Genomic DNA, 18,900 nt, shown 5'->3' on the forward strand with positions numbered 1-18,900 from the left:
CCTCGTGTGGCGGGGACTCAGATGTCGATGGCGTCTTGGTCGACGCGCGCGGCGGAGTCGACCAGCCAGGCGCGGCGGGGTTCCACCTTCTCGCCCATCAGCAGGTCGAGGGCGGCCTCGGCGGCCTCGGCGTCGTCCATGGTGATGCGGCGGACGCTGCGGGTGGCCGGGTTCATGGTGGTGTCCCACAGCTCGTCGGCGTCCATCTCGCCGAGGCCCTTGAAGCGGGGGACGGGGGTGATGATCTGCTTGCCCGCTTTGGTCAGCTGGGCGACCTTGCTCTCCATCTCCCGCTGGGTGAAGGTGAAGAAGGTCTGCGAGTTGCGGCCCTTCGTCTGCACCTTGTGCAGTGGCGGCATGGCCGCGTACAGCCTGCCGTCCTCGATGACCGGGCGCATGTACTTGGCGAACAGGGTGATCAGCAGCGTCCGGATGTGCGAGCCGTCGACGTCGGCGTCGGCCATGATGATCACGCGGCCGTAGCGCATGGCGGGCAGGTCGAAGGTGCGGCCGGTGCCCGAGCCCAGGACCTGGACGATCGCGGCGATCTCGGCGTTGCGCAGGGTGTCGGCGAGGCTGGCCTTCTGCACGTTGAGGATCTTGCCGCGCAGCGGCAGCAGCGCCTGGTACTCCGACACGCGCGCCATCCGCGCCGACCCGAGCGCGCTGTCGCCCTCGACGAGGAACAGCTCGCTGCGCGCGACCCCGGTGGTCCGGCAGTCGACCAGCTTGGCGGGCATCGCCGCGCCTTCGAGGGCGGTCTTGCGCCGGGCGGCGTCCTTCTGGTGCTTCTGCGCGATCCGCACCCGGCCCGCGTCGACGATCTTCTGCAGGACGACCTTGGCCTCGGACTTGGTGCGCCGGTCGTCGCTCCAGGCGCGGATGTGCTTGTCCACCACGCCCTGGATGACCTTGGTGATGCCCGCTGTGGACAGCTCGTCCTTGGTCTGGGAGGTGAACTGCGGCTCGGGGATGCGCACGTGCACGACGGCGGTCATGCCCTCCAGCACGTCCTCCAGCGTGGGCATGTCCTCCTTGGGCTTCAGCAGCCCGCGCGTGCGGGAGATCGCCTCCTGCAGCGCCTTGACCGCGCCGCGCTCGAAGCCTTTGCGGTGGGTGCCGCCGTGCACGTTGCGGATGGTGTTGGTGAAGCACTCGACCGTGCGCTCGTAGCCGGTGCCCCAGCGCAGCGCGACCTCGACCTCGGCCCGGCGCTCCACTTTGGACCGCATGACGCCGTTCTCGTCGGCGGCGTTCTCGAAGTAGACGCCCTCGCCGTTGATCAGCAGCGGGGCGCAGACCTCGCGCTCGCTGTCCGGGGCCAGGAAGGTGACCATGTCGGCGAGGCCGCCGGGGTAGTGGAAGTGCTCATCGCCGATCGCGCCCTCGGTCGCGTCGCGCAGCACGTAGGTCACGCCGGGCACCAGGAACGCGGTGTTGCGCAGCTTGGTGCGGACGGTCTCGATGTCGAGCGCGGCGCCGTTCTCGAAGTAGCGGGTGTCGTGCCAGTACCGGATGGAGGTGCCGGTGGGCTCCGCGCGCTTCGTCTTGCCGGTGACGCGCAGCCCGGACTGGTGGGTGAACTTCGCCTTCGGCCCGGGCCCGTCGAAGACGCCGGGCACGCCGTGGGCGAAGGACATCTCGTGCACCTTGCCCTCGCGCTTGACGGTGACGTCGAAGCGCAGGGACAGGGCGTTGACCGCGGAGGCGCCGACGCCGTGCAGGCCGCCGGAGGTCTTGTACCCCGAGCCGCCGAACTTGCCGCCCGCGTGCAGGCGGGTGAGCACCAGCTCGACCCCGGACAGCCCGGACTTGGCGTGCACGCCGGTGGGGATGCCGCGGCCGTCGTCGTCGACCTGGACGCTGCCGTCGGCGTGCAGGGTGACCACGACCCTGCTCGCGTGCCCGGCCACGCCCTCGTCGGTGGAGTTGTCCACGACCTCGGTGAACAGGTGGTTCACGCCGCGGCTGTCGGTGGAGCCGATGTACATGCCGGGACGCTTGCGGACCGCCTCGAGGCCCTCGAGGTGCGTGAGGTCGTCGGCGCCGTAGAGGGTCTCGGCAGTCACTTCGTCGCTCCCCGGGAATGGCTTCTCAAGTCGAACAGGTGTCCCAACGTACCGGAGGCTATCCGGCGTGCCCGACAGCCGCGCCGTCCCCCGCGTCCACCTGCTGTGATGCCGGGTCGCCGACTGGGAAATTTCCCTCAGCGACCGGAGCACCCGGCTGGTCTTGACGGGTGATCGGAGCGCTGGTTATGGTCTAGACCAAAGCTCAACTTCCACATCGGGTTGCAGGCCGTCCCACTGCTTGCCCGTTTCGTCCCCTGCGCCGGAGCCTTCCGGCGGAAACGCAGTCCGCCCCCGTGGAGGAGCAGACAATGAAACTCAAGCGCAAGTTCGCCGTCATGGCGGCCGGTGTCGGGATCAGCCCGCTGATGCTGCTGGCCCTGCCCGCCTCCCCCGCCGCCGCGCACGGCTACATCTCCTCACCGCCCAGCAGGCAGGCGCAGTGTGCCGCGGGCACCGTCAGCAACTGCGGCTCGATCGTCTACGAGCCGCAGAGCGTGGAAGGCCCCAAGGGCCAGCGCAACTGCCATGGCGGGCTGTCCCAGTTCGCCGTGCTCAACGACGACTCGCGACCGTGGCGGGCCACCTCGGTGGGCTCGTCGGTGTCGTTCAACTGGGTCCTCACCGCGCGGCACTCGACCTCCACCTGGGAGTACTACATCGGCGGCACCCGCGTCGCGCTGTTCAACGACGGCGGCCGCCAGCCCGGCGCGACGGTGACCCACCAGGTCAACCTCGGCGGGTTCAGCGGCAGGCAGAAGGTGCTGGCCATCTGGAACATCGCCGACACCCCGATGGCCTTCTACAACTGCGTGGACGTGCAGATCGGCGGTGGCGGCACCCCGCCGACCACCACCACCCCGCCGACCACCACCCGCCCGCCGACCACCACGCGCCCGCCCACGACGACGCCGCCCGCCAGCGGCACGTGGTCCCCGGGCACGGCGTACTCGGTCGGCTCGACGGTGACCTACAACGGCTCCTCCTACCGGTGCATCCAGGCGCACACCGCCCTGGCCGGCTGGGAGCCGCCCACCACCCCCGCCCTCTGGGCGCGGGTCTGACCTGACCGACCCAGCCGGTGGAGCCCGCGACGCGGCGGGCTCCACCGGCGCCCCGGCATCCAGGAGTCCCCATGCGGCGCTTGGCGCTGTCCGCCCTGGCGCTGGCCGTGCCCGCGCTGGCCATGCTGGCGGCCTGCTCGGGCCCCCTGCCCGCCGAGTTCGCCTCGTCGGCGGCCCCCGCCCACGGCCACGCGCCCGCCGCCCAGTCGGCAGGCACTTCCCCGTCGGCGGGCCCCGCCTCGACGGCGCCGCCCTCCGAGGGCGCTCCCCCGGTGGGCGACTACAACCTGGCCGACGTGATGTACCTGCAGATGGCGATCGCCAACCACGAGCAGGGCATCGAACTGGTCGCCCTCGCCACCTCGCGCCCGGTCCGCCCGGAGGTCGCCGAGCTGGCCGCCGCGATCGGGTCCACCCAGAACTCCGAGGTGCCCCAGATGCGCGCGTGGCTGCGCGCCTGGGGCCACCCGGCCACCGTCGACACCAACCCCGACGCGCACGCCCACCACGGCGGCATGCCCCTCACCGACCCCGCGGCGATCGCCGAGCTGGGGCGGGCCCCGGAGGGCGAGTTCGAACGCGAGTTCGTGACGGTGCTGACCGGCCACCAGCACAACGCGGTGGAGATGGCCCGCCAAGAACTCGCCGACGGGGTGAGCCCGGACGTCAAGGCGTTCGCGGACAAGGTCGTGCGGTCGCGGACCGGGCAGATCAGCGCCCTGCTGAACTTCGGCGCGGGCTGAGGGTTTCCGCGATCAGCGCGGGCGCGCGGTGATCTGGTCGTAGGTCGGGAAGCGGTGGGCGATGGAGTCGGGCAGGAAGTCGGCCACCCAGCCGTCCTCGTCGTGGAAGAAGCGGATCGAGACGTAGTCCGGCGTGGTGCCCATGTCGAACCAGTGGGTGGTCTTCGCGGGCACGCTCAGCAGGTCGCCCGCCTCGCACAGGACGGCGTGGACCTTGCCCCGCGCGTGCAGGTAGAAGATGCCCGACCCGCGCGCGAAGTACCGGTCCTCGTCGTCGTCGTGGGTGTGCTCGGAGAGGAACTTCGACCGCGCGGCCGCGGCCTTCTCCCGCCACAGCGGGGTGTCCTCCGGCGACATCGACACCGCGTCGACGTGGCAGTAGCCCTCGGCGGCGATCACCGCGTCGACCTCGGCCCGGTAGGCGGCCAGGACCTCCTCCGAGGACGGCGAGGCGGGCAGCTCGACCACGTCCCACCGGGAGAACCGCACCCCCAGCGCCGCCAGCGCCGCGCCGATCTCCGCGGCGTCGGAGGTCCGCACGACCTCGACCGCCGGGTCGGTGTCCGCCCACACAGTCAGCAGGGTCACCGTGTCACCTCCGTCGCGAACCGCAGCATCCACTCCAGGCACTCGGCCCGGTGCCGGGCCGAGACCAGGTCGTCCCCCCACACGTACACCCCGTGCCGGGCGACGACAAGGGCGGGCGTCGACGGGTCGAACCCGGCTTCGAAGGCGTCGCCGAGCACGCGCATGTCCTGGCTGTTGGGCACCACCGGGATGGTGACCTCGTCGTCCTCGGCCGCGCGCCCGAAGCCCTTGAGCATCTCCAGGTCCCGCAGCACGATCCCGCCCGGCCACAGCTCGGCGGCCACCACCGGCGCCAGCATGTGCAGGTGGACGACGGCCCCGGCGCCCGACACCAGGGCGATCCGCGCGTGCAGACCGGCCTCGGCCGACGGGCGCAGCGCCGAGGGCGACACCGCCTCCCCGCGGGCGTCGACGACGACGTGGTCGGTGGCCGAGAGTTCCCCCTTGTCCAGTCCGGACGCGGTCACCGCCAGCCGCAGGGGGTCCCGGGACAGGGTCACCGAGAGGTTGCCCGACGTGCCCCGCATCCAGCCCAGCGCGGTGTAGCGGGCGGCTTCGGCCGCCAGGGCGGCCCCGGCGTCAAGCATGGACGACCTCGATCTCCGCGAGCGACTTGGCCACCTGGTGCGCGCCGAAGTCGGCGTCGGCGTAGGGCTCGCCGGGGCGGGCGAGGCCGCGGGTGCGCCACCCCGCCTCGGCGGCGGCGTCCAGCTCGGCGGGGACGTCGGACAGGAACAGGATGCGGTCGGGGGCCGGGCCGCCCAGACCCTCGGCGATCGCGGCGTAGGAGGCGGCCTCGCGCTTGGGGCCCGCGTTGACGGTGTCGAAGTGGTGGCGGAACAGCCCGGTCAGGTCGCCCTCGGTGGTGCTGGAGAAGGAGGCGATCTGCCCCGCGACCGAGCCGGAGGAGAACACCGCCATCGGGACGCCGTCGGCGTGCCAGGCGCGCAGCCGGGGCACGACGTCGGGGAAGTACTCCGAGACCAGCTCGCCCCGGGCGTAGCCGTCCTGCCAGATCAGGCCCTGCAGGGTCTTGAGCGGGGTGGCCTTGCGGTCGGCGGCCATCCAGCCGTGCAGGACCTCGACGATCTCCGCGGTGCCCGCGGTGGCGGGCAGCCCGGCCTCGGCGCGGATCTCGGCGACGGCGCCCGCGACCTGCGGGTCGGTCGGGTTCGCGTCGATCCACGGGCCCAGGCGGGGGCGGGCGTGGTCGTAGAGCACGACGTGCACGCCGCTGGTGGGCATGATCGTGCCCTCGATGTCGAGCACGACCCAGTCGACGGAGACGGTCACGGGGTTCCTTCCCAGTAGCGGTTCAGCGCGTCGGGCGGCAGCGGTCCGCGGTCGGTGACCACGGTGGTGACGTAGCGCGGCGGGGTCACGTCGAAGGCCGGGTAGTGGCCGCGGACGCGGGTGCTCGCGGTGCGGGCGCCCAGGGTGTGCAGCACGTCCTCGCCGTCGCGGTGTTCGATCGGGATGTCCCCGGCGCTCCTGGCGGTGCGGTCGGGGGCCTGGACCTGGGCCAGGTACGGCACCCCGAAGGCGTGGGCGGCCACGGCGAGGCCGAGGGTGCCGACCTTGTTGACGACGTGGCCGTCCATGGCGACCCGGTCGGCGGCGGTGAGCAGCACGTCGACCATGCCCGTGGACAGCACGGCGGCGCCCATGCCGTCGGTGATGAGCGTGGTCTCCACCCCCATCTCGGCGAGGGTCTCGGCGGTGAGGCGGGCGCCCTGCAGGTAGGGGCGGGTCTCGGTGCACACGAAGGACAGCGCCTTGCCCGCGCGCTGGGCGGCGGCGACGGTCTCGGTGAGGTACAGGTCGGCCCAGCAGTGGGTGAGCACGCGGGCGCCGTCGGGCAGCAGCGCGGCGGTGTGCTCGCCGAGGGCGCGGCTGCGCTCCCGGTACTCCGCGTCCCCCGCCTCGGCGCCGCGGACGGCGTCGGCCACCAGGTCGGCGCCCGGTCCGACCGCGGCCAGGACGTGGGAGACGGCCTTGGCGAGGTGGTCGTTGGTGGGCCGGGCGGCCACGATCAGCGCCGCGGCGTCGGCCATCGCGGCGCGGGCGGCCTCGGGCGGCAGGGGGGCGGCGGCGCGGGCGGCGAGCACCATCCCCCACAGCGCCGCGAAGTACGGCCCCGAGGACTGGGTGACCATGTCGGCGATCGCCTTGGCCACCTCCGCGGCGCTCTCGCAGCGCAGCCAGACCCGCTCGAACGGGAAGCGGCGGCGGTCGAGGATGTGCACGCCCGCCTCATCGATGCGCACGCTGTGCGCGAGCGTCGGCTCCATCAGCTGTAGCCCGTGACCGGGGGCAGTTCCCCGGTGAGCAGGTGCCTGCCCACCTCGGCGGCCTTGTAGACGGCGGGGTCGTGCAGGGTGAGCGTCCGGGCGTTGCGCCAGAAGCGGTCCAGGCCGTGGCGGCTGGCGGTGGCGCGGGCGCCGGTCAGCTCGAACACCCTGCTGGTGACGTCGGTGGCCAGCTCGGAGGCGACGGCCTTGGCCGCGGCGATGGCCAGGCCGGTCGCGCCGCGCTGCTCGGGGGTCAGCGCCGCGCCCGCGGCGTCGGCGTCGGCGAACGCCGCCGCGGCGCGGTCGACGAGCAGGTCGGCGGCGTCGGTGCGGGCGAGCAGGGTGCCGTAGGCGGCCAGCGTGTGCGGGTCGTCCACGGCCCGCTCGACGCCGGAGGCGGGCCAGGCGCGGGTGAACTGGCGGGTGTGGTCGGCGGCGGTGGCCAGCGCGCCGCGGGCGGTGGCGGTCAGGACGCGGCTGAGCACGAGCTGGAAGCCCAGCGCGGGCAGGTTCGCCCGGCTGTACCCCGGGGCGGCGGGCGCGGGCTGGGCGCCGAGGACGTCGGACTCGGGGACGAAGACCTCGGTGAACTCCACGCCGCCGCTGGCCGAGAGCCGCTGGCCGAGGTTGTCCCAGTCGCCGAGGGGGCGCAGGCCGGGGGCGTCGGCGGGGCAGACGAAGGTCACCTTCGCCGGGCCGCGCGCGGCGCTGACCACGAGGCGGTCGGCCACGCTGGCCCCGGTGGCGAACATCTTGCGCCCGCTGACCAGGTGTCCACCATCCACATCGGACATGACGAGGGCGTCGTCGCGCGGGTTGGCCACCCCTGCCCAGAACCAGCCGTGCTCGACGGTGGCGCGCTCGCACTCGGCGGCGAACTCCGGGCGGTCGAACAGGCGCAGCCGCCACACGTGCAGGTAGTGGTAGCCGAGCAGGTGCCCGACGGAGGCGTCCGCTGCGGCGATCTCGGCGAGCACCCGGTGCGCGGTGGCCCAGTCGGCGCCGTGGCCGCCCTGGTCGGCGGGCACCAGCAACGGCAGCAGGCCGTGCGCGCGCAGCAGGCCGACCTCGGCCAGCGGCTCACCGCCCTTGGCCTCGCGCTCGACGGCGTCGGCGGCCAGCGCCCTGGCCACCCTCCGCGCGGCGTCCACCCACTGCGTGCTCATCGGCTTCCCTCCCGGCGTGCTCCGGAGGGGAAGTATGCCCCGCGAGGGTTGCGCCGCACCCCTCCCCTCACCATCCGGGACGGAAGGGCGTGACCGGCATCACCTGTCCACTTCGGACTTGCGGAAGCCGTAGGCGCGTTCGACCTTGGCGACGCGGATCTCGTAGGCGGCGTACCACTGCGCGCGGCCGCGCTCGCGGGTCGCGACGTGCTCGGGGTGCTCGCGCCAGGCGGCGATGGCCGCTTCGTCGCGGAAGTAGGCCACGGTGATGCCGACGCCTTCCCGGGCGTGGTCGGCGCCGAGGTAGCCCGGGGTGGTGGTGACCAGGTCGAACATGTGCGCGCCCGCGTCGGCGTAGCCCTCGGAGTCCGGCGACAGCACGGAGGAGAAGATCACCGCGTAGTAGGGCGGTTCCGGTGTCTCGGCGAGTCGGTCCCCAGTGTTCACGCGGGTATCGAAACCGTGAGCGGGGCCGGGCGCAAGGGAGTATCGGCTTCTACTCCGAATGGCCCACCGCGGCCATCGGGTCCCGTGCCGACATTTCCGCGCGCAGGGCGGCGACCACGGCGTCGATCTGGGAGTACAGGAAGAAGTGGTCGCCGTCGAAGGCGTGCGCGCTGAACCGGCCCGCGGTGTAGCCCGCCCACTCCCGGCCGAGTTCCGGCGGCGCGAGCGGGTCGCCGATGGCGTTCCAGGCGACCAGGTCCGCGCCGACCGGCGCCGCGGCGGGGTCCGGGTGGTAGTCGGCGATGAGGCGCAGGTCGGCGCGCAGGGCGGGCAGGAACAGCGCGCGCAGCGGGCTGGTGGCCAGGCTCGGGTTGGCCGCGCCGAGGCGGCACAGGGCGGCGAGGAGTTCGTCGTCGTCGCCGCCGAGCAGGGGGGCGAAGACCGCGGCTGAGGACCGGTGCGGCGGGCGGGCCCCGGCCAGCACGACGAACCTCGGGCCGGGCAGGTCGGGGCGGGTGTCGAGGTGCCGGGCGGCCTCGAAGGCGAGCAGGCCGCCCAGGCTGTGGCCGACCAGGGCGTACGGGTCGGGCCCGGCGGCCGTCTCGGCGACCGCGGCGGCGGCGGCCTCCAGTGACGCCGGGGGTGGTTCCGCGCGTCTCGTGCCGCGGCCGGGGAGGTCCACCGGCTGGACGGTGAACTCCGGGGGCAGCGCGCGCCGCCAGGGTTTGACCGTGGCCGAGGACCCCCCGGCCGGGGGCAGGCAGACCAGCCGCAGCGCGGCCGGGGGGTGCTTGGCCATCTCGTCGCTTCCTGTGTCTCGTTGTCCTCAGACGGCGGCGCGGAGGGCGTCGACGCGGTCGGTGCGCTCCCAGGGCAGGTCCACGTCCGTGCGGCCGAAGTGCCCGTACGCCGCCGTGGGGGCGTAGATCGGGCGCAGCAGGCCGAGGTCGCGGATGATCGCGGCCGGGCGCAGGTCGAACACGTCCTGGATCGCCTGCTGGATCTTCAGCGGGTCCACGGTCTCGGTGCCGAAGGTCTCCACGAACAGGCCGACCGGCGCCGCCTTGCCGATCGCGTAGGCGACCTGCACCTCGATGCGCGTGGCCAGACCGGCCGCCACCGCGTTCTTCGCCACCCAGCGCAGGGCGTAGGCGGCGGAGCGGTCCACTTTGGACGGGTCCTTGCCGGAGAACGCGCCGCCGCCGTGGCGGGCCATGCCGCCGTAGGTGTCGACGATGATCTTGCGGCCGGTCAGGCCCGCGTCACCCATGGGGCCGCCGATGACGAAGCGGCCGGTGGGGTTGACCAGCAGCCGCACGCCCTCGGTGTCCAGGCTCAGGTCCTCCAGCTCCGGCAGCACGACGTGCTTGCGGACGTCGGGCGCCAGCATGCCCTCCAGGCTGATGCCGTCGGCGTGCTGGGAGGACACCACCACGGTGTCCAGCCGCACGGCGGTGTCCCCGGCGTACTCCACCGTCACCTGCGTCTTGCCGTCCGGGCGCAGGTAGGGGACGGTGCCGTCCTTGCGGACCTTGGTCAGGCGCCGCGCGAGGCGGTGCGCCAGGGCGATCGGCAGCGGCATCAGCTCCGGGGTGTCGTCGCAGGCGTAGCCGAACATCAGGCCCTGGTCACCGGCGCCCTGCCGGGCGATCTCGTCTTCCTCGTTCTCGACCCGCGACTCATACGCGGTGTCCACACCCTGGGCGATGTCCGGGGACTGCGCCCCGATCGCGACGTTGACCCCGCAGGAGGCGCCGTCGAAGCCCTTGGCCGAGGAGTCGTAGCCGATCTCCAGCACCCGCGAGCGCACCAGGCCGGGGATGTCGACGTACGCCGAGGTGGTCACCTCCCCCGCCACGTGCACCTGGCCGGTGGTCACCAGCGTCTCCACCGCCACGCGCGAGCGCGGGTCGGCGGCCAGCATGGCGTCGAGGATGGTGTCGCTGATCGCGTCGCAGATCTTGTCCGGGTGGCCCTCGGTGACCGACTCGGAGGTGAACAGGCGGCTGGTCATGGCGTCCCTTTCAGGGTGAGCAGGCGGGCCCGGTCGAGGTCGGCCAGCCAGGCGGTGAGGTTTCCGGCGCGCAGCAGCGAGGTCGCCACCAGCAGCCCGACGTACCCGGCGTCGAGCAGGCCCGCGGCGGTGACCGGGTCGTCGATGCCGCTGGCGCTGACCGGGGCGCGGGTGCCGGTGGCCTGCACCGCGGGCAGCAGGCGCAGGCTGCGGCCGAGGTCGGCCGGGTCGCGCTCGGCGCGCTTGATGTCCTTGTTGTTGACCGCGATCACGCAGTCGCCGGGGTGCGGCACCGCCTCGATCTCGGCGGTGGTCGTCACCTCGACGAACGGGGTGATGCCCAGCGCCAGCGCCGCCTCGACCAGGCGGCCGAGCGCGGTCAGCGGCAGCAGACCGGCGGTGAGCAGGACGGCGGCGGCGCCGTGGTCGTAGGCGCGGCGGATGTGGTCGGCGCGGGTGATGAAGTCCTTCTGCAGGATCGGCAGGGACGTCACCGCGGCCACCTCGTCCAGCAGCCCGATCGTCCCGCCGAACCACTTGCCGGTCACCACCGACAGGCAGGCCGCCCCCGCGGCGGTGTACTCGGCGACGACGTCGGCGGGGGCGCGCCCGGCGAGCAGGTCGCCGCCGTGCGGGTCGCGGCGCTTGACCTCCATGACCAGCGGGCGGTCCGCGGCCAGGAGCGCGTCGAGGAAGCGGGTGCTCATCCGGTGGCCTCCATGGGCGTCCACGCCGCGGCGAGCGCCTCGACCGCGGCCCGGTCGAAGCGGCCCGCCGCGTCCCGGGCGCCGGTGTCGACGTCGACACCGGCGAACCCGGGTTCGGTGGCCAGCCGCGGGTACCGGGTCTCGGCGCGGATGCCGCCCGCGATGAGGAACGGCGCCGAACAGCGGGCCGCGACGGCGATGGCGCGGTCCTCGTCCAGCGGCAGGCCGGTGCTGCCGACCCGCCCGCCGTCGACCCGGTCGAGCAGGAACATGTCCGTGCCCGCGCGTTCGTAGGCCGGGATCAGCCTGCGCTCCACGCACTCGTCGTCGGAGATGTGCAGCACCTTGACCACGACCGCCCGGGGGACCAGGCGCCGCAGCTCGCGCACCACCAGCGGCGACTGGTAGGCGTGCAGCTGCACCCACTCGATCCCGGCGGAGACCAGCACGTCGGCGATGACGGCCGGGTCGCCGAGGAAGGTGACCAGGACCGGGCGGACCCTGGCGGCCGACGCGGCCGCCGCGAGCCGGGCCAGGCGCTCCCGCGACAGCTCCGCGCCGCCGCCGGGCACCCCGTGCCACAGCCCGACCAGGTCCGCGCCGCCCGCGGCCAGGGTGCCGACGTCCTCGGCGCTGGTGGCGCCGCAGACCTTGAGCAGTGGCGTGCCCATCACAGCCCCAGCATCGAGGCGATGCGGTTGTACTGGATCTCGGTGGTGCCGGAGTAGATGGTGCCCGCGACGGCGTTGCGGACGTCCTTCTCAAGACCCAGCTCGGACATGTAGCCGTGGCCGCCGAAGATCTGCACGGCCGCCAGGCTGGTGGCCATGTTGGACTCGCTGGTCAGCAGCTTGGCGATGGCGATCTCGGTGGTCACGTTGTGGCCGTCGGCGAGCCTGCGGCCGGTGTCGAAGAGCCACTTGCGGGAGGTCTCCAGCCGGATCATCATGTCGACGATCTTGTTGCCGATCGACTGGTGCTGCCCGATCGGCTTGCCGAAGGCGCTGCGCTCCTTGGCGTAGGCCAGGGTCCGCTCCAGGCGGTGGCGCATCTCCCCCGCGTTGACGACGAAGGAGAACAGGATCTCCCGCTGCATCACGTGGTTGAGCACCATGAACCCGCCGCCGACGCGGCCCAGCACCCGGTCGGCGGGCACGCGGACGTCGTCGAGGAACAGCTCGCACAGCGGCGAGGTGCGCAGGCCCATCTTCTTCATCGGCCTGCCGAAGCGCAGCCCGGGTGAGTCGCGGTCGACCAGGAACGCGGTGATGCCGAGCGGACCCCCGCCGGGCCGGGTGCACGCGTACACCACGATGACGTCGGCGATGGGCCCGTTGCTGACGAACGTCTTGCCGCCGTTCAGCACGAACCCGTCGCCGTCGCGCTTGGCGACGGTACGCATGCGCAGGGCGTCGGAGCCGCCCTCGGACTCGGTGATGGCGTGCGCGCCGACGGTCTCCCCGGAGCAGATCCCGGTGAGGTAGCGCCGTTTCTGCTCCGGGGTGCCGAAGTCGTTCAGCGGCACGCCGGTGCTGGCCATCGTGGTGGTCACCGAGAAGCTGAGGCCGCCGTCGCGGTTGCCCTCGCCGAGGGCTTCCAGCACGGCCATGGTGGTCACCAGGTCCTGTCCGAGGCCGCCGTACTCCTCGTCGAACGGGAGCCCGGTGATCCCGGCGCGCTGGATCAGCTTCCACTTGTCCCAGGAGAACTCGCCCGCCTCGTCCTGGGCGATGTGGTCGGCACTGAGGGCGTCACACCACTGGGCGATGCCCGCCCGCAGCTCGGCCTGGTCGGGGGTCCACTCGATCACGGCTGGTCGCCGCCTTCCTCTTTCAGTAGTGGGAGAAGCCCGCCTCGTCGAGGCTGTGCACCTCGTCGCCGCGCAGCGCCGGGGAGAACACGCACACCAGTCGCAGGTCCGAGTCCGGGTCGGCGATCAGGAAGTGCGCGTCGTGCTGGTCCAGGGCGTAGAGGGTGCCCGGGGTCAGCGGGAAGGTGTTGCCGTCGAGGTCCTGGACCTCGCCGGTGCCCTCGATGCAGTAGCAGGCCTCGAGGTGGTTGCGGTACTCCAGCCGGGACTTGGTGCCCGCCCGGACGGTGGTGTCGGTCAGGGTGTAGCCCAGTCCATCGGACTCGACCAGGAACCGCCTGCTCAGGCCGTTGCCCCAGTCGACGGTGCGAACGTTGTCCAACTCGCGGATGATCATGGATGGCTCCCGGAGGTGACAGGGGATACAGGGTGGAGCGACCGGACGAACTCATCGACGTCGGCGAGCACGTCCCGGCCCTGGACCACGGCGCGTTCGACCACGGCCACCCCCGCCGAGCCGACGATCACCGCGTCGGCCCCGCTTCTGTGGATGGCGAGGACGTCCTCCCGTGTCCGGACACCGAACCCGACCGCGATCGGCGCCGTCGCCGTCGCGCGCAGGGTGGTCACGGTGTCGGCCAACTCGGCGTAGCCCGCCGCGGGCGCGCTTCCGCTGCGCCCGTAGTGGGCCACGAGATACAGGTAGGCCGTCGCCCTCGCGGCGGCCTCGGCGAGCACTTCCGGGCCGGAGACCCGGTGGTAGCAGGTGGTCACCACGGGCAGGCCCGCGGCGTCGGCGGCGTCGAAGTGGCGCCCGCGCAGCCTCGGCGGCAATCCGTGCGCCAGGATTCCGTCCACACCGGAATCGACGGCCCGCATGGCGACGTCCTCCGGGGTCAGACCCCGCAGGGAATGGCTCCAGTCGGCCAGCAGCGCGACGCGCAGCCGCTTGAGGGACGACCGGGTCCTGGCGATGAAGTCCAGCACGGCGAACAGGTCGACGCCCTGGGCCAGGGCCCGGTCCGCCGAGCGCCGCACGACCGGGCCGTCGGTGACCGAGTCGGGGAACGGCACGGCCAGCTCGACGCAGCCCACTCCGGACTCGTCGAGCACGCCCAGCAGCTCGCCCAGCCGGTCGAGCGGCGGGTCGCCCGCGTTGAGGAACAGGGCGAGGCCGGGCTTCCCGCCGGTGAAGAACTCAGCCATGGGCCATCACCCTGGCGCCCATCCGGTCGAGCAGGTCGGTGACGGCGCCGTCGGCGACCGCGGCGCGGGCCTTGGCCAGGGCCAGTTCCCAGTGCGGCTCGGTGTCACTGGCCACCGCGAGCGCGGCGGCGTTGAGGCACACGGCCTCGGTGGCCACCGGGTTGCCGGTGCCGGAGAGCACCGCGCGGAAGTGCTCGATCAGCGTCTCGGACTCGGCGAGATCGGCGAGGGAGCCGACCACGGTGGGGTGGCGGGTCAGCTCGACGCCGTCGTTGCGGTAGATGGTGTTGTCGGCGAAGGGAAGCAGCTCGTCGGCGCCTGCGGCGTTGGCGCACAGCCAGACCCGCTTGACGGGCTCGGCCGCGGCCAGCCCGCACAGCTCGGCCAGCGGCGCCGCCGCCGACACCCCGGTCACCTGCGCGGAGACCGGAACCTCCGCCAGGAACGGCCCCAGCGAGTTGAGGAACCGGCCGAACGGGCGCAACCCCAGCGGCACGAGCTGCCGCGCCATTTTGGTCAGCTGCGCGGGATAGACGTGGGGCCCCACGAAGGCGACCCCGTGCGCGGCCAGCGCGGCCTCGGTCTCGGCGGGCGAGCGGGTCAGCCGGACCCCCAGGCGCTCCAGCAGGTCGACCGAGCCGACGCTGCCGGTGTACGCCCGGGAGCCGGACTTGACCACCTTGACCCCCATCGCCGCGGCGGTGAACGCCGCGGCGGTGGAGACGTTGAACGTGCGCGGGCCCCCGCCGGTGCCGACGATGTTGACCGTGCCCGGCCACGTCGCCCCGGCGCTCGGCCGCCGCTCGCGCAGGGAGGCGACCAGGGCCCGCAGGGTGTCGCGCTCGGGCAGCCGGGTGGCCAGCGTGCCGAGCAGGGCCGCGACCTCGGCGCGGTCGAGGGCGCCGTCGTCGAGCCGGTCCCAGAGGCCGTGCCAGGCCGCGACGTGGACGCCGCCGCGCCCGGTCAGCAGGGCCGTGATCACCTCGTGCATGTCAGGCGCTCGCGGTGACCGACGCGCGGGCGACGAAGGCGTCCATGGCCGCGACCGTGCGGAAGTTCTCCGGGTCGAGGTCGTCGTCGCCGACCTCCACGCCGAAGTGGTCCTCCACCCAGGCGATCAGCTTGAGCAGGCCAAGGCTGTCCACGACGCCGTTGGCGAGCAGGTCGTAGTCCGGGGTCAGGCCGCCCACGTCCGGCAGGAACTCGGTGACGACGTACTTGGTGATCGTGTCGACGTTGCTCATGACACCCTTCTTTCGACGTGTTCTGGGTTGACCGCGGCGCGGTCGACCTTTCCGGTGGCGGTCTTGGGCAGGGGCTCGTCGCTCAGGCGCAGCGAGCCGGGCACGGCGGCGCGGGGCAGCGTGGCCACGCAGTGCTCGCGCAGGGCGAGGCTGGTCAGCCCGCTGCCGGGGGCCCGGTGGACCGCGGCGGCGAGGGTGCGCCCGGCGATCGGGTCCGGCACCGCGCGGACGGCGGCCTCCAGCACGTCGGGGTGGGCGAGCAGGGCGGCCTCGACCTCGGCGGTGTTGACCGCCACCCCGCGCACCTTGACCTGGAAGTCGGCGCGGCCGATCAGCTCGACCGACCCGTCGGCGCCGCGGCGGACCAGGTCGCCGGTGCGGAACCAGCTCCGGTGGTCGGCCCCGGCCGGGTGGGCGAGGAACTTCTCCGCGGTGCGGGCCCGGTCGAGGTAGCCGGTGGCCTGGAACGGGGTCGAGACGTACAGCTCGCCCTCGCCGGGGCCATCGAGCACGGCGCCGTCGGCGACGACCAGGGTGGCGACGCCGGGCAGCGGGTCGCCGATCGGCACCGAGCGCGCCTGCTCGTCGAAGGTGTCCACTTCGTACACGAAGCTGTCGTTGGTCTCGGTGCAGCCGTAGATGTTGTGCACGCGCGCCTGGGGGAACAGGCCGGGCAGGGCGCGCAGGACGTGCGCCGGGATGGCGTCGCCGGTGAACATGACGTGCTCGACCCGCTCGAACACCCCGCCTCGGGTGGCGGCGGTCTCGGCGAGCAGGCCGAAGAACATCGGCACCGCCTGCACGACGTGCACCTCGTGCTCGGTGAGCAGCGTGTGCAGCCTGCGCCCGTTGGCCGCGTGCGCCGGGTCGACGAGCACGACCCGCCCGCCGTAGGCCAGCGTCGTCCACACGTCGAGCAGGCAGATGTCGAAGTTCAGCGGGGCCACGTTCAGCACCGAGCGGCCGGGGCCGATGCCGAAGGTCGGCGCGGCCCACCCGGCGAAGCGGTCGATCCCGGCGCCGGGCAGCGGCACGATCTTGGGCAGCCCGGTGGACCCGGAGGTGGTGAGCATGAAGGAGATGTCGTCGCCGAGGGGCTCGGGCGCCTCGACCGGGGCCGGGGCGGGCAGGTCGCGCTCCTGCCCCGCCGGGGACAGCACATGGGTGCAGCCCGCCTGGGCGAACAGCGTGGCCAGGGTGACGTCGGCGAGCGCGGGCGAGGGCAGCAGGAACGGCCGCTCGGCCAGCAGCGCGCCCAGCACCAGGGCGACCGCGGCGGGCGACTTGTCGGCGAGGATGCCGACCGGCTGCCCCGGGCGCAGGCCCAGCGCGCAGATCCGGTCGCGCTCGACGAGCGCGCGGCCGTAGAGCTCCCCGTAGGACATCTCGGCGCCGTGCCACAGGAGCGCGGGGGCGGCGGGGCGGGTCTGCGCCTGTCGGCGGAACCCGGTGACGATCTCCCAGGCGGGCTCAGCCATCACTGGCCTCGCCGTCCGGCCGGACCGTGACCCAGCCCGCCTTGAAGGCGGTGCCGCGCTCGGTCTTGCAGGAGAACCTCACCGTCGGCCCGCCGTCGGTCTGGTACACGATGGACAGTGGCTCCTCCGGGCGGACCGGGGCGGAGAACCGGCAGCCGATCCCGGCGATCCGCGCGGCGTCCCCGCCCGCGAAGCGGTCGATGACGTCCTCGCACACCAGGGCGAGCACGCTCATGCCGTGCGCGATGGCGCCGGGGAAGCCCGCGGCGACGGCGGCGGCGTCGTCGGTGTGGATCGGGTTGCGGTCCCCGGAGACCTCGCAGTAGCGGCGCACGGTCTCGCGCGGGATCACGCACTCCACGGTGGTGCTCTCGCGGGGACCGGGGCCCGCCGCCAGGGTGGCGCCCGCGGGCATGTCGCCGAAGGGCTCCGGGGCGGTGGCGTCGACCAGCAGCGCGCCGGTCAGCAGCTCGGCGAGCAGCGCGCCGTCGTCGCCGACCAGGACCGTCCGGATGGCCAGGCGGGCGCCCTTGGGCTCGCGGCGGGCCGCGGTGATCTCGGCGTCGACGGCGACCCGCTCGCCGGGGCGCACCAGGCGGTGCAGGTGCACCTCCTGGCTCAGGTGCACGTTGACCGGGCGCGGCCCGCCGCCCGCGGTGAGCTGGTCCATGATCTGCTCGAAGGCAGGCGACGAGATCACGAACGGGTAGACCGGGGACGCCTGCGGCACGCCCACCGTCGGGGTGGTCGAGCCGATGGCCTCGCGCAGGACCGCGCGGTAGGCGGCGATCTCGGCGGCGGTGACCGCGCGCATGTCGCTGGTGGTGTGCGTCGTCGTGGTCATCACGACACCACCAGGCACGCGTTGTGGCCGCCGAAGCCGAAGGAGTTCGACAGCGCGGGACCCGATGCCGCCCGCGCAGTTCCGTGCACCACGTCGATGTCCATGTCAGGCTCGATCCGTTCGTGATTGGCCGTGGGTGGGACCGTCCCGGCCCGCAGGGCCAGCACGGTGGCGATCAGCTCGACGGTCCCGGCCGCGCCGATCAGGTGGCCGGTGACGCCCTTGGTGGCGGTCACCGGGGGGCCGGACGAGCCGAACACCTTGCGCAGCGCGATGGCCTCGGCCCGGTCGTTGTGCGGGGTGGACGTGCCGTGCGCGTTGACGTGCCCGATGTCCCGCGGCGACAGGCCCGCCTCGGTCAGCGCGCCGGTCATCGCCGCGATCGCGCCCGCGCCGTCGGGCAGCGGCATCGCCAGGTGGTGGGCGTCGGCGGTGGCGGCGTAGCCCAGGATCTCCCCGTGCGCGGGCGCCCCCCGGGCGAGGGCGTCGGCGCGGCGCTCCAGCACCACGAACCCGGCGCCCTCGCCCATGACGAACCCGTCGCGGTCGGCGTCGAAGGGCCGTGACGCGCGCGCCGGGTCCCCGTCGCGGGTGGACATCGCGTTGAGGTTGGCGAAACCGGCCAGGCTGACCGGGGTCAGCGTGGACTCGCACCCGCCCGCGATGGCCACGTCGACCCGGCCGGAGCGGACCATGTCCGCGGCCAGCCCGACCGCGTCGACGCCGCTGGCGCAGGTGGTGGCCACGGTCAGCGCCGGGCCGTGCCAGCCCAGCCGCATGGCGATCAGCGCCGCGGCCGAGTTGGGCATGGTCACCAGCGGCATCAGCGGGTTCACCCGCGCCGGGCCGCGCAGGTAGAAGTTGGCGCTCTCGGCGTCGCTGGTGGCCCGCCCGCCGACCGCGGTGCCGACCACGATCGCGGTGCGCGCCGGGTTGGGCGCCGGGGCGCCCGCGTGGCGGTGCGCGGCCAGCGCGGCGGCCAGCCCGAACCTGGCGAACGGGTCCATCCGGCGGGCTTCCTTCGCGGTGAGCACGTCCCCCTTGGCCAGCACGGCGTCGAACCCCTCGACGCGGCAGCCGAACGGCACCCTGGCACCGCCGAAGTCCACATCGGACAATGGTACGGCCGGGGAGCGGGCGCCCAGCAGACGCGCCCAGAACGTGTCCAGGTCGCAGCCCGCCGGGGTCACCACGCCCATTCCGGTGATCACGACCTGCGCGGACATGGC

The 18,900-nt window shown here is 73.6% G+C and carries 21 protein-coding genes; 2 read left to right on the top strand and 19 right to left on the bottom strand.

Translation table 11 applies throughout. The features are described 5' to 3' along the window. Nucleotides 1–17: 17 nt before the first annotated feature. A complete protein-coding gene (locus ACTG9Q_RS30655) occupies nt 18–2,069 on the bottom strand; it encodes a DNA gyrase/topoisomerase IV subunit B (protein WP_455576433.1) in 2,052 nt (683 codons plus the stop codon). A 311-nt stretch (nt 2,070–2,380) separates the two neighbouring features. Between ACTG9Q_RS30655 and ACTG9Q_RS30660 the strand changes: the two genes are divergently transcribed. Together ACTG9Q_RS30660 and ACTG9Q_RS30665 are read left to right on the top strand one after the other, a co-directional pair. Next, nucleotides 2,381–3,133: a lytic polysaccharide monooxygenase gene (locus ACTG9Q_RS30660; RefSeq protein WP_455576434.1), complete on the top strand. Its 753-nt coding sequence runs from the start codon at nt 2,381–2,383 to the stop codon at nt 3,131–3,133. A gap of 71 nt (nt 3,134–3,204) precedes the next feature. Next, the gene (locus tag ACTG9Q_RS30665) at nt 3,205–3,876 is read left to right on the top strand and encodes a DUF305 domain-containing protein (RefSeq protein ID WP_455576435.1); all 672 of its coding nucleotides are present in this window, start codon (nt 3,205–3,207) and stop codon (nt 3,874–3,876) included. A gap of 12 nt (nt 3,877–3,888) precedes the next feature. Here ACTG9Q_RS30665 and ACTG9Q_RS30670 read toward each other — a convergent pair whose 3' ends face one another. From ACTG9Q_RS30670 to ACTG9Q_RS30755, 18 genes are all read right to left on the bottom strand, one after another. Next, nucleotides 3,889–4,464, bottom strand: a complete 576-nt coding sequence (locus ACTG9Q_RS30670; RefSeq protein WP_455576436.1) for a 1,2-dihydroxy-3-keto-5-methylthiopentene dioxygenase — start codon at nt 4,462–4,464, stop codon at nt 3,889–3,891. Then, a complete protein-coding gene (mtnB, locus tag ACTG9Q_RS30675) occupies nt 4,461–5,051 on the bottom strand; it encodes a methylthioribulose 1-phosphate dehydratase (protein ID WP_455576437.1) in 591 nt (196 codons plus the stop codon). Before mtnB ends, ACTG9Q_RS30670 begins: the two co-directional genes overlap by 4 nt. Next, complete coding sequence (gene mtnC / locus ACTG9Q_RS30680; RefSeq protein ID WP_455576438.1) at nt 5,044–5,757, bottom strand: acireductone synthase; 714 nt, start codon at nt 5,755–5,757, stop codon at nt 5,044–5,046. The genes mtnB and mtnC overlap by 8 nt, the downstream gene beginning before the upstream one ends. After that, nucleotides 5,754–6,755 carry a s-methyl-5-thioribose-1-phosphate isomerase gene (locus tag ACTG9Q_RS30685; protein WP_455576439.1) on the bottom strand — a complete coding sequence of 334 codons (1,002 nt, stop codon included), beginning with the start codon at nt 6,753–6,755 and terminating at the stop codon, nt 5,754–5,756. The genes mtnC and ACTG9Q_RS30685 overlap by 4 nt, the downstream gene beginning before the upstream one ends. Then, nucleotides 6,755–7,921 carry an acyl-CoA dehydrogenase family protein gene (locus tag ACTG9Q_RS30690; RefSeq protein ID WP_455576440.1) on the bottom strand — a complete coding sequence of 389 codons (1,167 nt, stop codon included), beginning with the start codon at nt 7,919–7,921 and terminating at the stop codon, nt 6,755–6,757. The genes ACTG9Q_RS30685 and ACTG9Q_RS30690 overlap by 1 nt, the downstream gene beginning before the upstream one ends. A 99-nt stretch (nt 7,922–8,020) precedes the next feature. After that, a complete protein-coding gene (locus tag ACTG9Q_RS30695) occupies nt 8,021–8,368 on the bottom strand; it encodes an antibiotic biosynthesis monooxygenase family protein (RefSeq protein ID WP_455576441.1) in 348 nt (115 codons plus the stop codon). Nucleotides 8,369–8,417: 49 nt separating this feature from the next. Next, the gene (locus tag ACTG9Q_RS30700) at nt 8,418–9,167 is read right to left on the bottom strand and encodes a thioesterase II family protein (protein ID WP_455576442.1); all 750 of its coding nucleotides are present in this window, start codon (nt 9,165–9,167) and stop codon (nt 8,418–8,420) included. Nucleotides 9,168–9,194: 27 nt separating this feature from the next. Then, nucleotides 9,195–10,382 carry a methionine adenosyltransferase gene (gene metK, locus ACTG9Q_RS30705; RefSeq protein ID WP_455576443.1) on the bottom strand — a complete coding sequence of 396 codons (1,188 nt, stop codon included), beginning with the start codon at nt 10,380–10,382 and terminating at the stop codon, nt 9,195–9,197. Beyond that, nucleotides 10,379–11,089, bottom strand: coding sequence for a hypothetical protein (locus tag ACTG9Q_RS30710; protein ID WP_455576444.1), 711 nt, complete (start codon nt 11,087–11,089; stop codon nt 10,379–10,381). The genes metK and ACTG9Q_RS30710 overlap by 4 nt, the downstream gene beginning before the upstream one ends. Next, nucleotides 11,086–11,760: a phosphoribosylanthranilate isomerase gene (trpF, locus tag ACTG9Q_RS30715; protein WP_455576445.1), complete on the bottom strand. Its 675-nt coding sequence runs from the start codon at nt 11,758–11,760 to the stop codon at nt 11,086–11,088. The genes ACTG9Q_RS30710 and trpF overlap by 4 nt, the downstream gene beginning before the upstream one ends. Then, nucleotides 11,760–12,899 (bottom strand): acyl-CoA dehydrogenase family protein, encoded by a 1,140-nt coding sequence (locus ACTG9Q_RS30720; RefSeq protein ID WP_455576446.1) that lies wholly within the window; start codon nt 12,897–12,899, stop codon nt 11,760–11,762. Before ACTG9Q_RS30720 ends, trpF begins: the two co-directional genes overlap by 1 nt. Before the next feature lie 22 nt (nt 12,900–12,921). Beyond that, entirely contained in the window at nt 12,922–13,296 is a 375-nt protein-coding gene (locus ACTG9Q_RS30725; RefSeq protein WP_455576447.1) for an ectoine synthase, read from the bottom strand. Continuing rightward, nucleotides 13,293–14,105, bottom strand: a complete 813-nt coding sequence (gene trpA, locus ACTG9Q_RS30730; protein WP_455576448.1) for a tryptophan synthase subunit alpha — start codon at nt 14,103–14,105, stop codon at nt 13,293–13,295. The genes ACTG9Q_RS30725 and trpA overlap by 4 nt, the downstream gene beginning before the upstream one ends. Beyond that, nucleotides 14,098–15,096 (bottom strand): anthranilate phosphoribosyltransferase, encoded by a 999-nt coding sequence (locus ACTG9Q_RS30735; RefSeq protein WP_455576449.1) that lies wholly within the window; start codon nt 15,094–15,096, stop codon nt 14,098–14,100. Before ACTG9Q_RS30735 ends, trpA begins: the two co-directional genes overlap by 8 nt. 1 nt (nt 15,097) lies before the next feature. Next, nucleotides 15,098–15,349, bottom strand: coding sequence for an acyl carrier protein (locus ACTG9Q_RS30740; protein WP_455576450.1), 252 nt, complete (start codon nt 15,347–15,349; stop codon nt 15,098–15,100). Beyond that, a complete protein-coding gene (locus ACTG9Q_RS30745; protein WP_455576451.1) occupies nt 15,346–16,827 on the bottom strand; it encodes an AMP-binding protein in 1,482 nt (493 codons plus the stop codon). The genes ACTG9Q_RS30740 and ACTG9Q_RS30745 overlap by 4 nt, the downstream gene beginning before the upstream one ends. Then, nucleotides 16,820–17,671, bottom strand: a complete 852-nt coding sequence (locus ACTG9Q_RS30750) for a MaoC/PaaZ C-terminal domain-containing protein (protein ID WP_455576452.1) — start codon at nt 17,669–17,671, stop codon at nt 16,820–16,822. Before ACTG9Q_RS30750 ends, ACTG9Q_RS30745 begins: the two co-directional genes overlap by 8 nt. After that, nucleotides 17,671–18,897, bottom strand: coding sequence for a beta-ketoacyl-[acyl-carrier-protein] synthase family protein (locus ACTG9Q_RS30755; protein ID WP_455576453.1), 1,227 nt, complete (start codon nt 18,895–18,897; stop codon nt 17,671–17,673). Before ACTG9Q_RS30755 ends, ACTG9Q_RS30750 begins: the two co-directional genes overlap by 1 nt. Between the last annotated feature and the right edge of the window lie 3 nt (nt 18,898–18,900).

The organism is Actinokineospora lacus (genome assembly GCF_053813445.1).

Bases quoted from the DNA above. Each gene is read 5' to 3' on its own strand.
- ACTG9Q_RS30660 (WP_455576434.1), top strand. From the start codon at position 2,381: ATGAAACTCAAGCGCAAGTTCGCCGTCATGGCGGCCGGTGTCGGGATC.
- ACTG9Q_RS30665 (WP_455576435.1), top strand. From the start codon at position 3,205: ATGCGGCGCTTGGCGCTGTCCGCCCTGGCGCTGGCCGTGCCCGCGCTG.
- mtnB (WP_455576437.1), bottom strand. From the start codon at position 5,051: ATGCTTGACGCCGGGGCCGCCCTGGCGGCCGAAGCCGCCCGCTACACC.
- ACTG9Q_RS30685 (WP_455576439.1), bottom strand. From the start codon at position 6,755: ATGGAGCCGACGCTCGCGCACAGCGTGCGCATCGATGAGGCGGGCGTG.
- ACTG9Q_RS30690 (WP_455576440.1), bottom strand. From the start codon at position 7,921: ATGAGCACGCAGTGGGTGGACGCCGCGCGGAGGGTGGCCAGGGCGCTG.
- ACTG9Q_RS30700 (WP_455576442.1), bottom strand. From the start codon at position 9,167: ATGGCCAAGCACCCCCCGGCCGCGCTGCGGCTGGTCTGCCTGCCCCCG.
- metK (WP_455576443.1), bottom strand. From the start codon at position 10,382: ATGACCAGCCGCCTGTTCACCTCCGAGTCGGTCACCGAGGGCCACCCG.
- ACTG9Q_RS30710 (WP_455576444.1), bottom strand. From the start codon at position 11,089: ATGAGCACCCGCTTCCTCGACGCGCTCCTGGCCGCGGACCGCCCGCTG.
- trpF (WP_455576445.1), bottom strand. From the start codon at position 11,760: ATGGGCACGCCACTGCTCAAGGTCTGCGGCGCCACCAGCGCCGAGGAC.
- ACTG9Q_RS30725 (WP_455576447.1), bottom strand. From the start codon at position 13,296: ATGATCATCCGCGAGTTGGACAACGTTCGCACCGTCGACTGGGGCAAC.
- trpA (WP_455576448.1), bottom strand. From the start codon at position 14,105: ATGGCTGAGTTCTTCACCGGCGGGAAGCCCGGCCTCGCCCTGTTCCTC.
- ACTG9Q_RS30735 (WP_455576449.1), bottom strand. From the start codon at position 15,096: ATGCACGAGGTGATCACGGCCCTGCTGACCGGGCGCGGCGGCGTCCAC.
- ACTG9Q_RS30740 (WP_455576450.1), bottom strand. From the start codon at position 15,349: ATGAGCAACGTCGACACGATCACCAAGTACGTCGTCACCGAGTTCCTG.
- ACTG9Q_RS30745 (WP_455576451.1), bottom strand. From the start codon at position 16,827: ATGGCTGAGCCCGCCTGGGAGATCGTCACCGGGTTCCGCCGACAGGCG.
- ACTG9Q_RS30750 (WP_455576452.1), bottom strand. From the start codon at position 17,671: ATGACCACGACGACGCACACCACCAGCGACATGCGCGCGGTCACCGCC.
- ACTG9Q_RS30755 (WP_455576453.1), bottom strand. From the start codon at position 18,897: ATGTCCGCGCAGGTCGTGATCACCGGAATGGGCGTGGTGACCCCGGCG.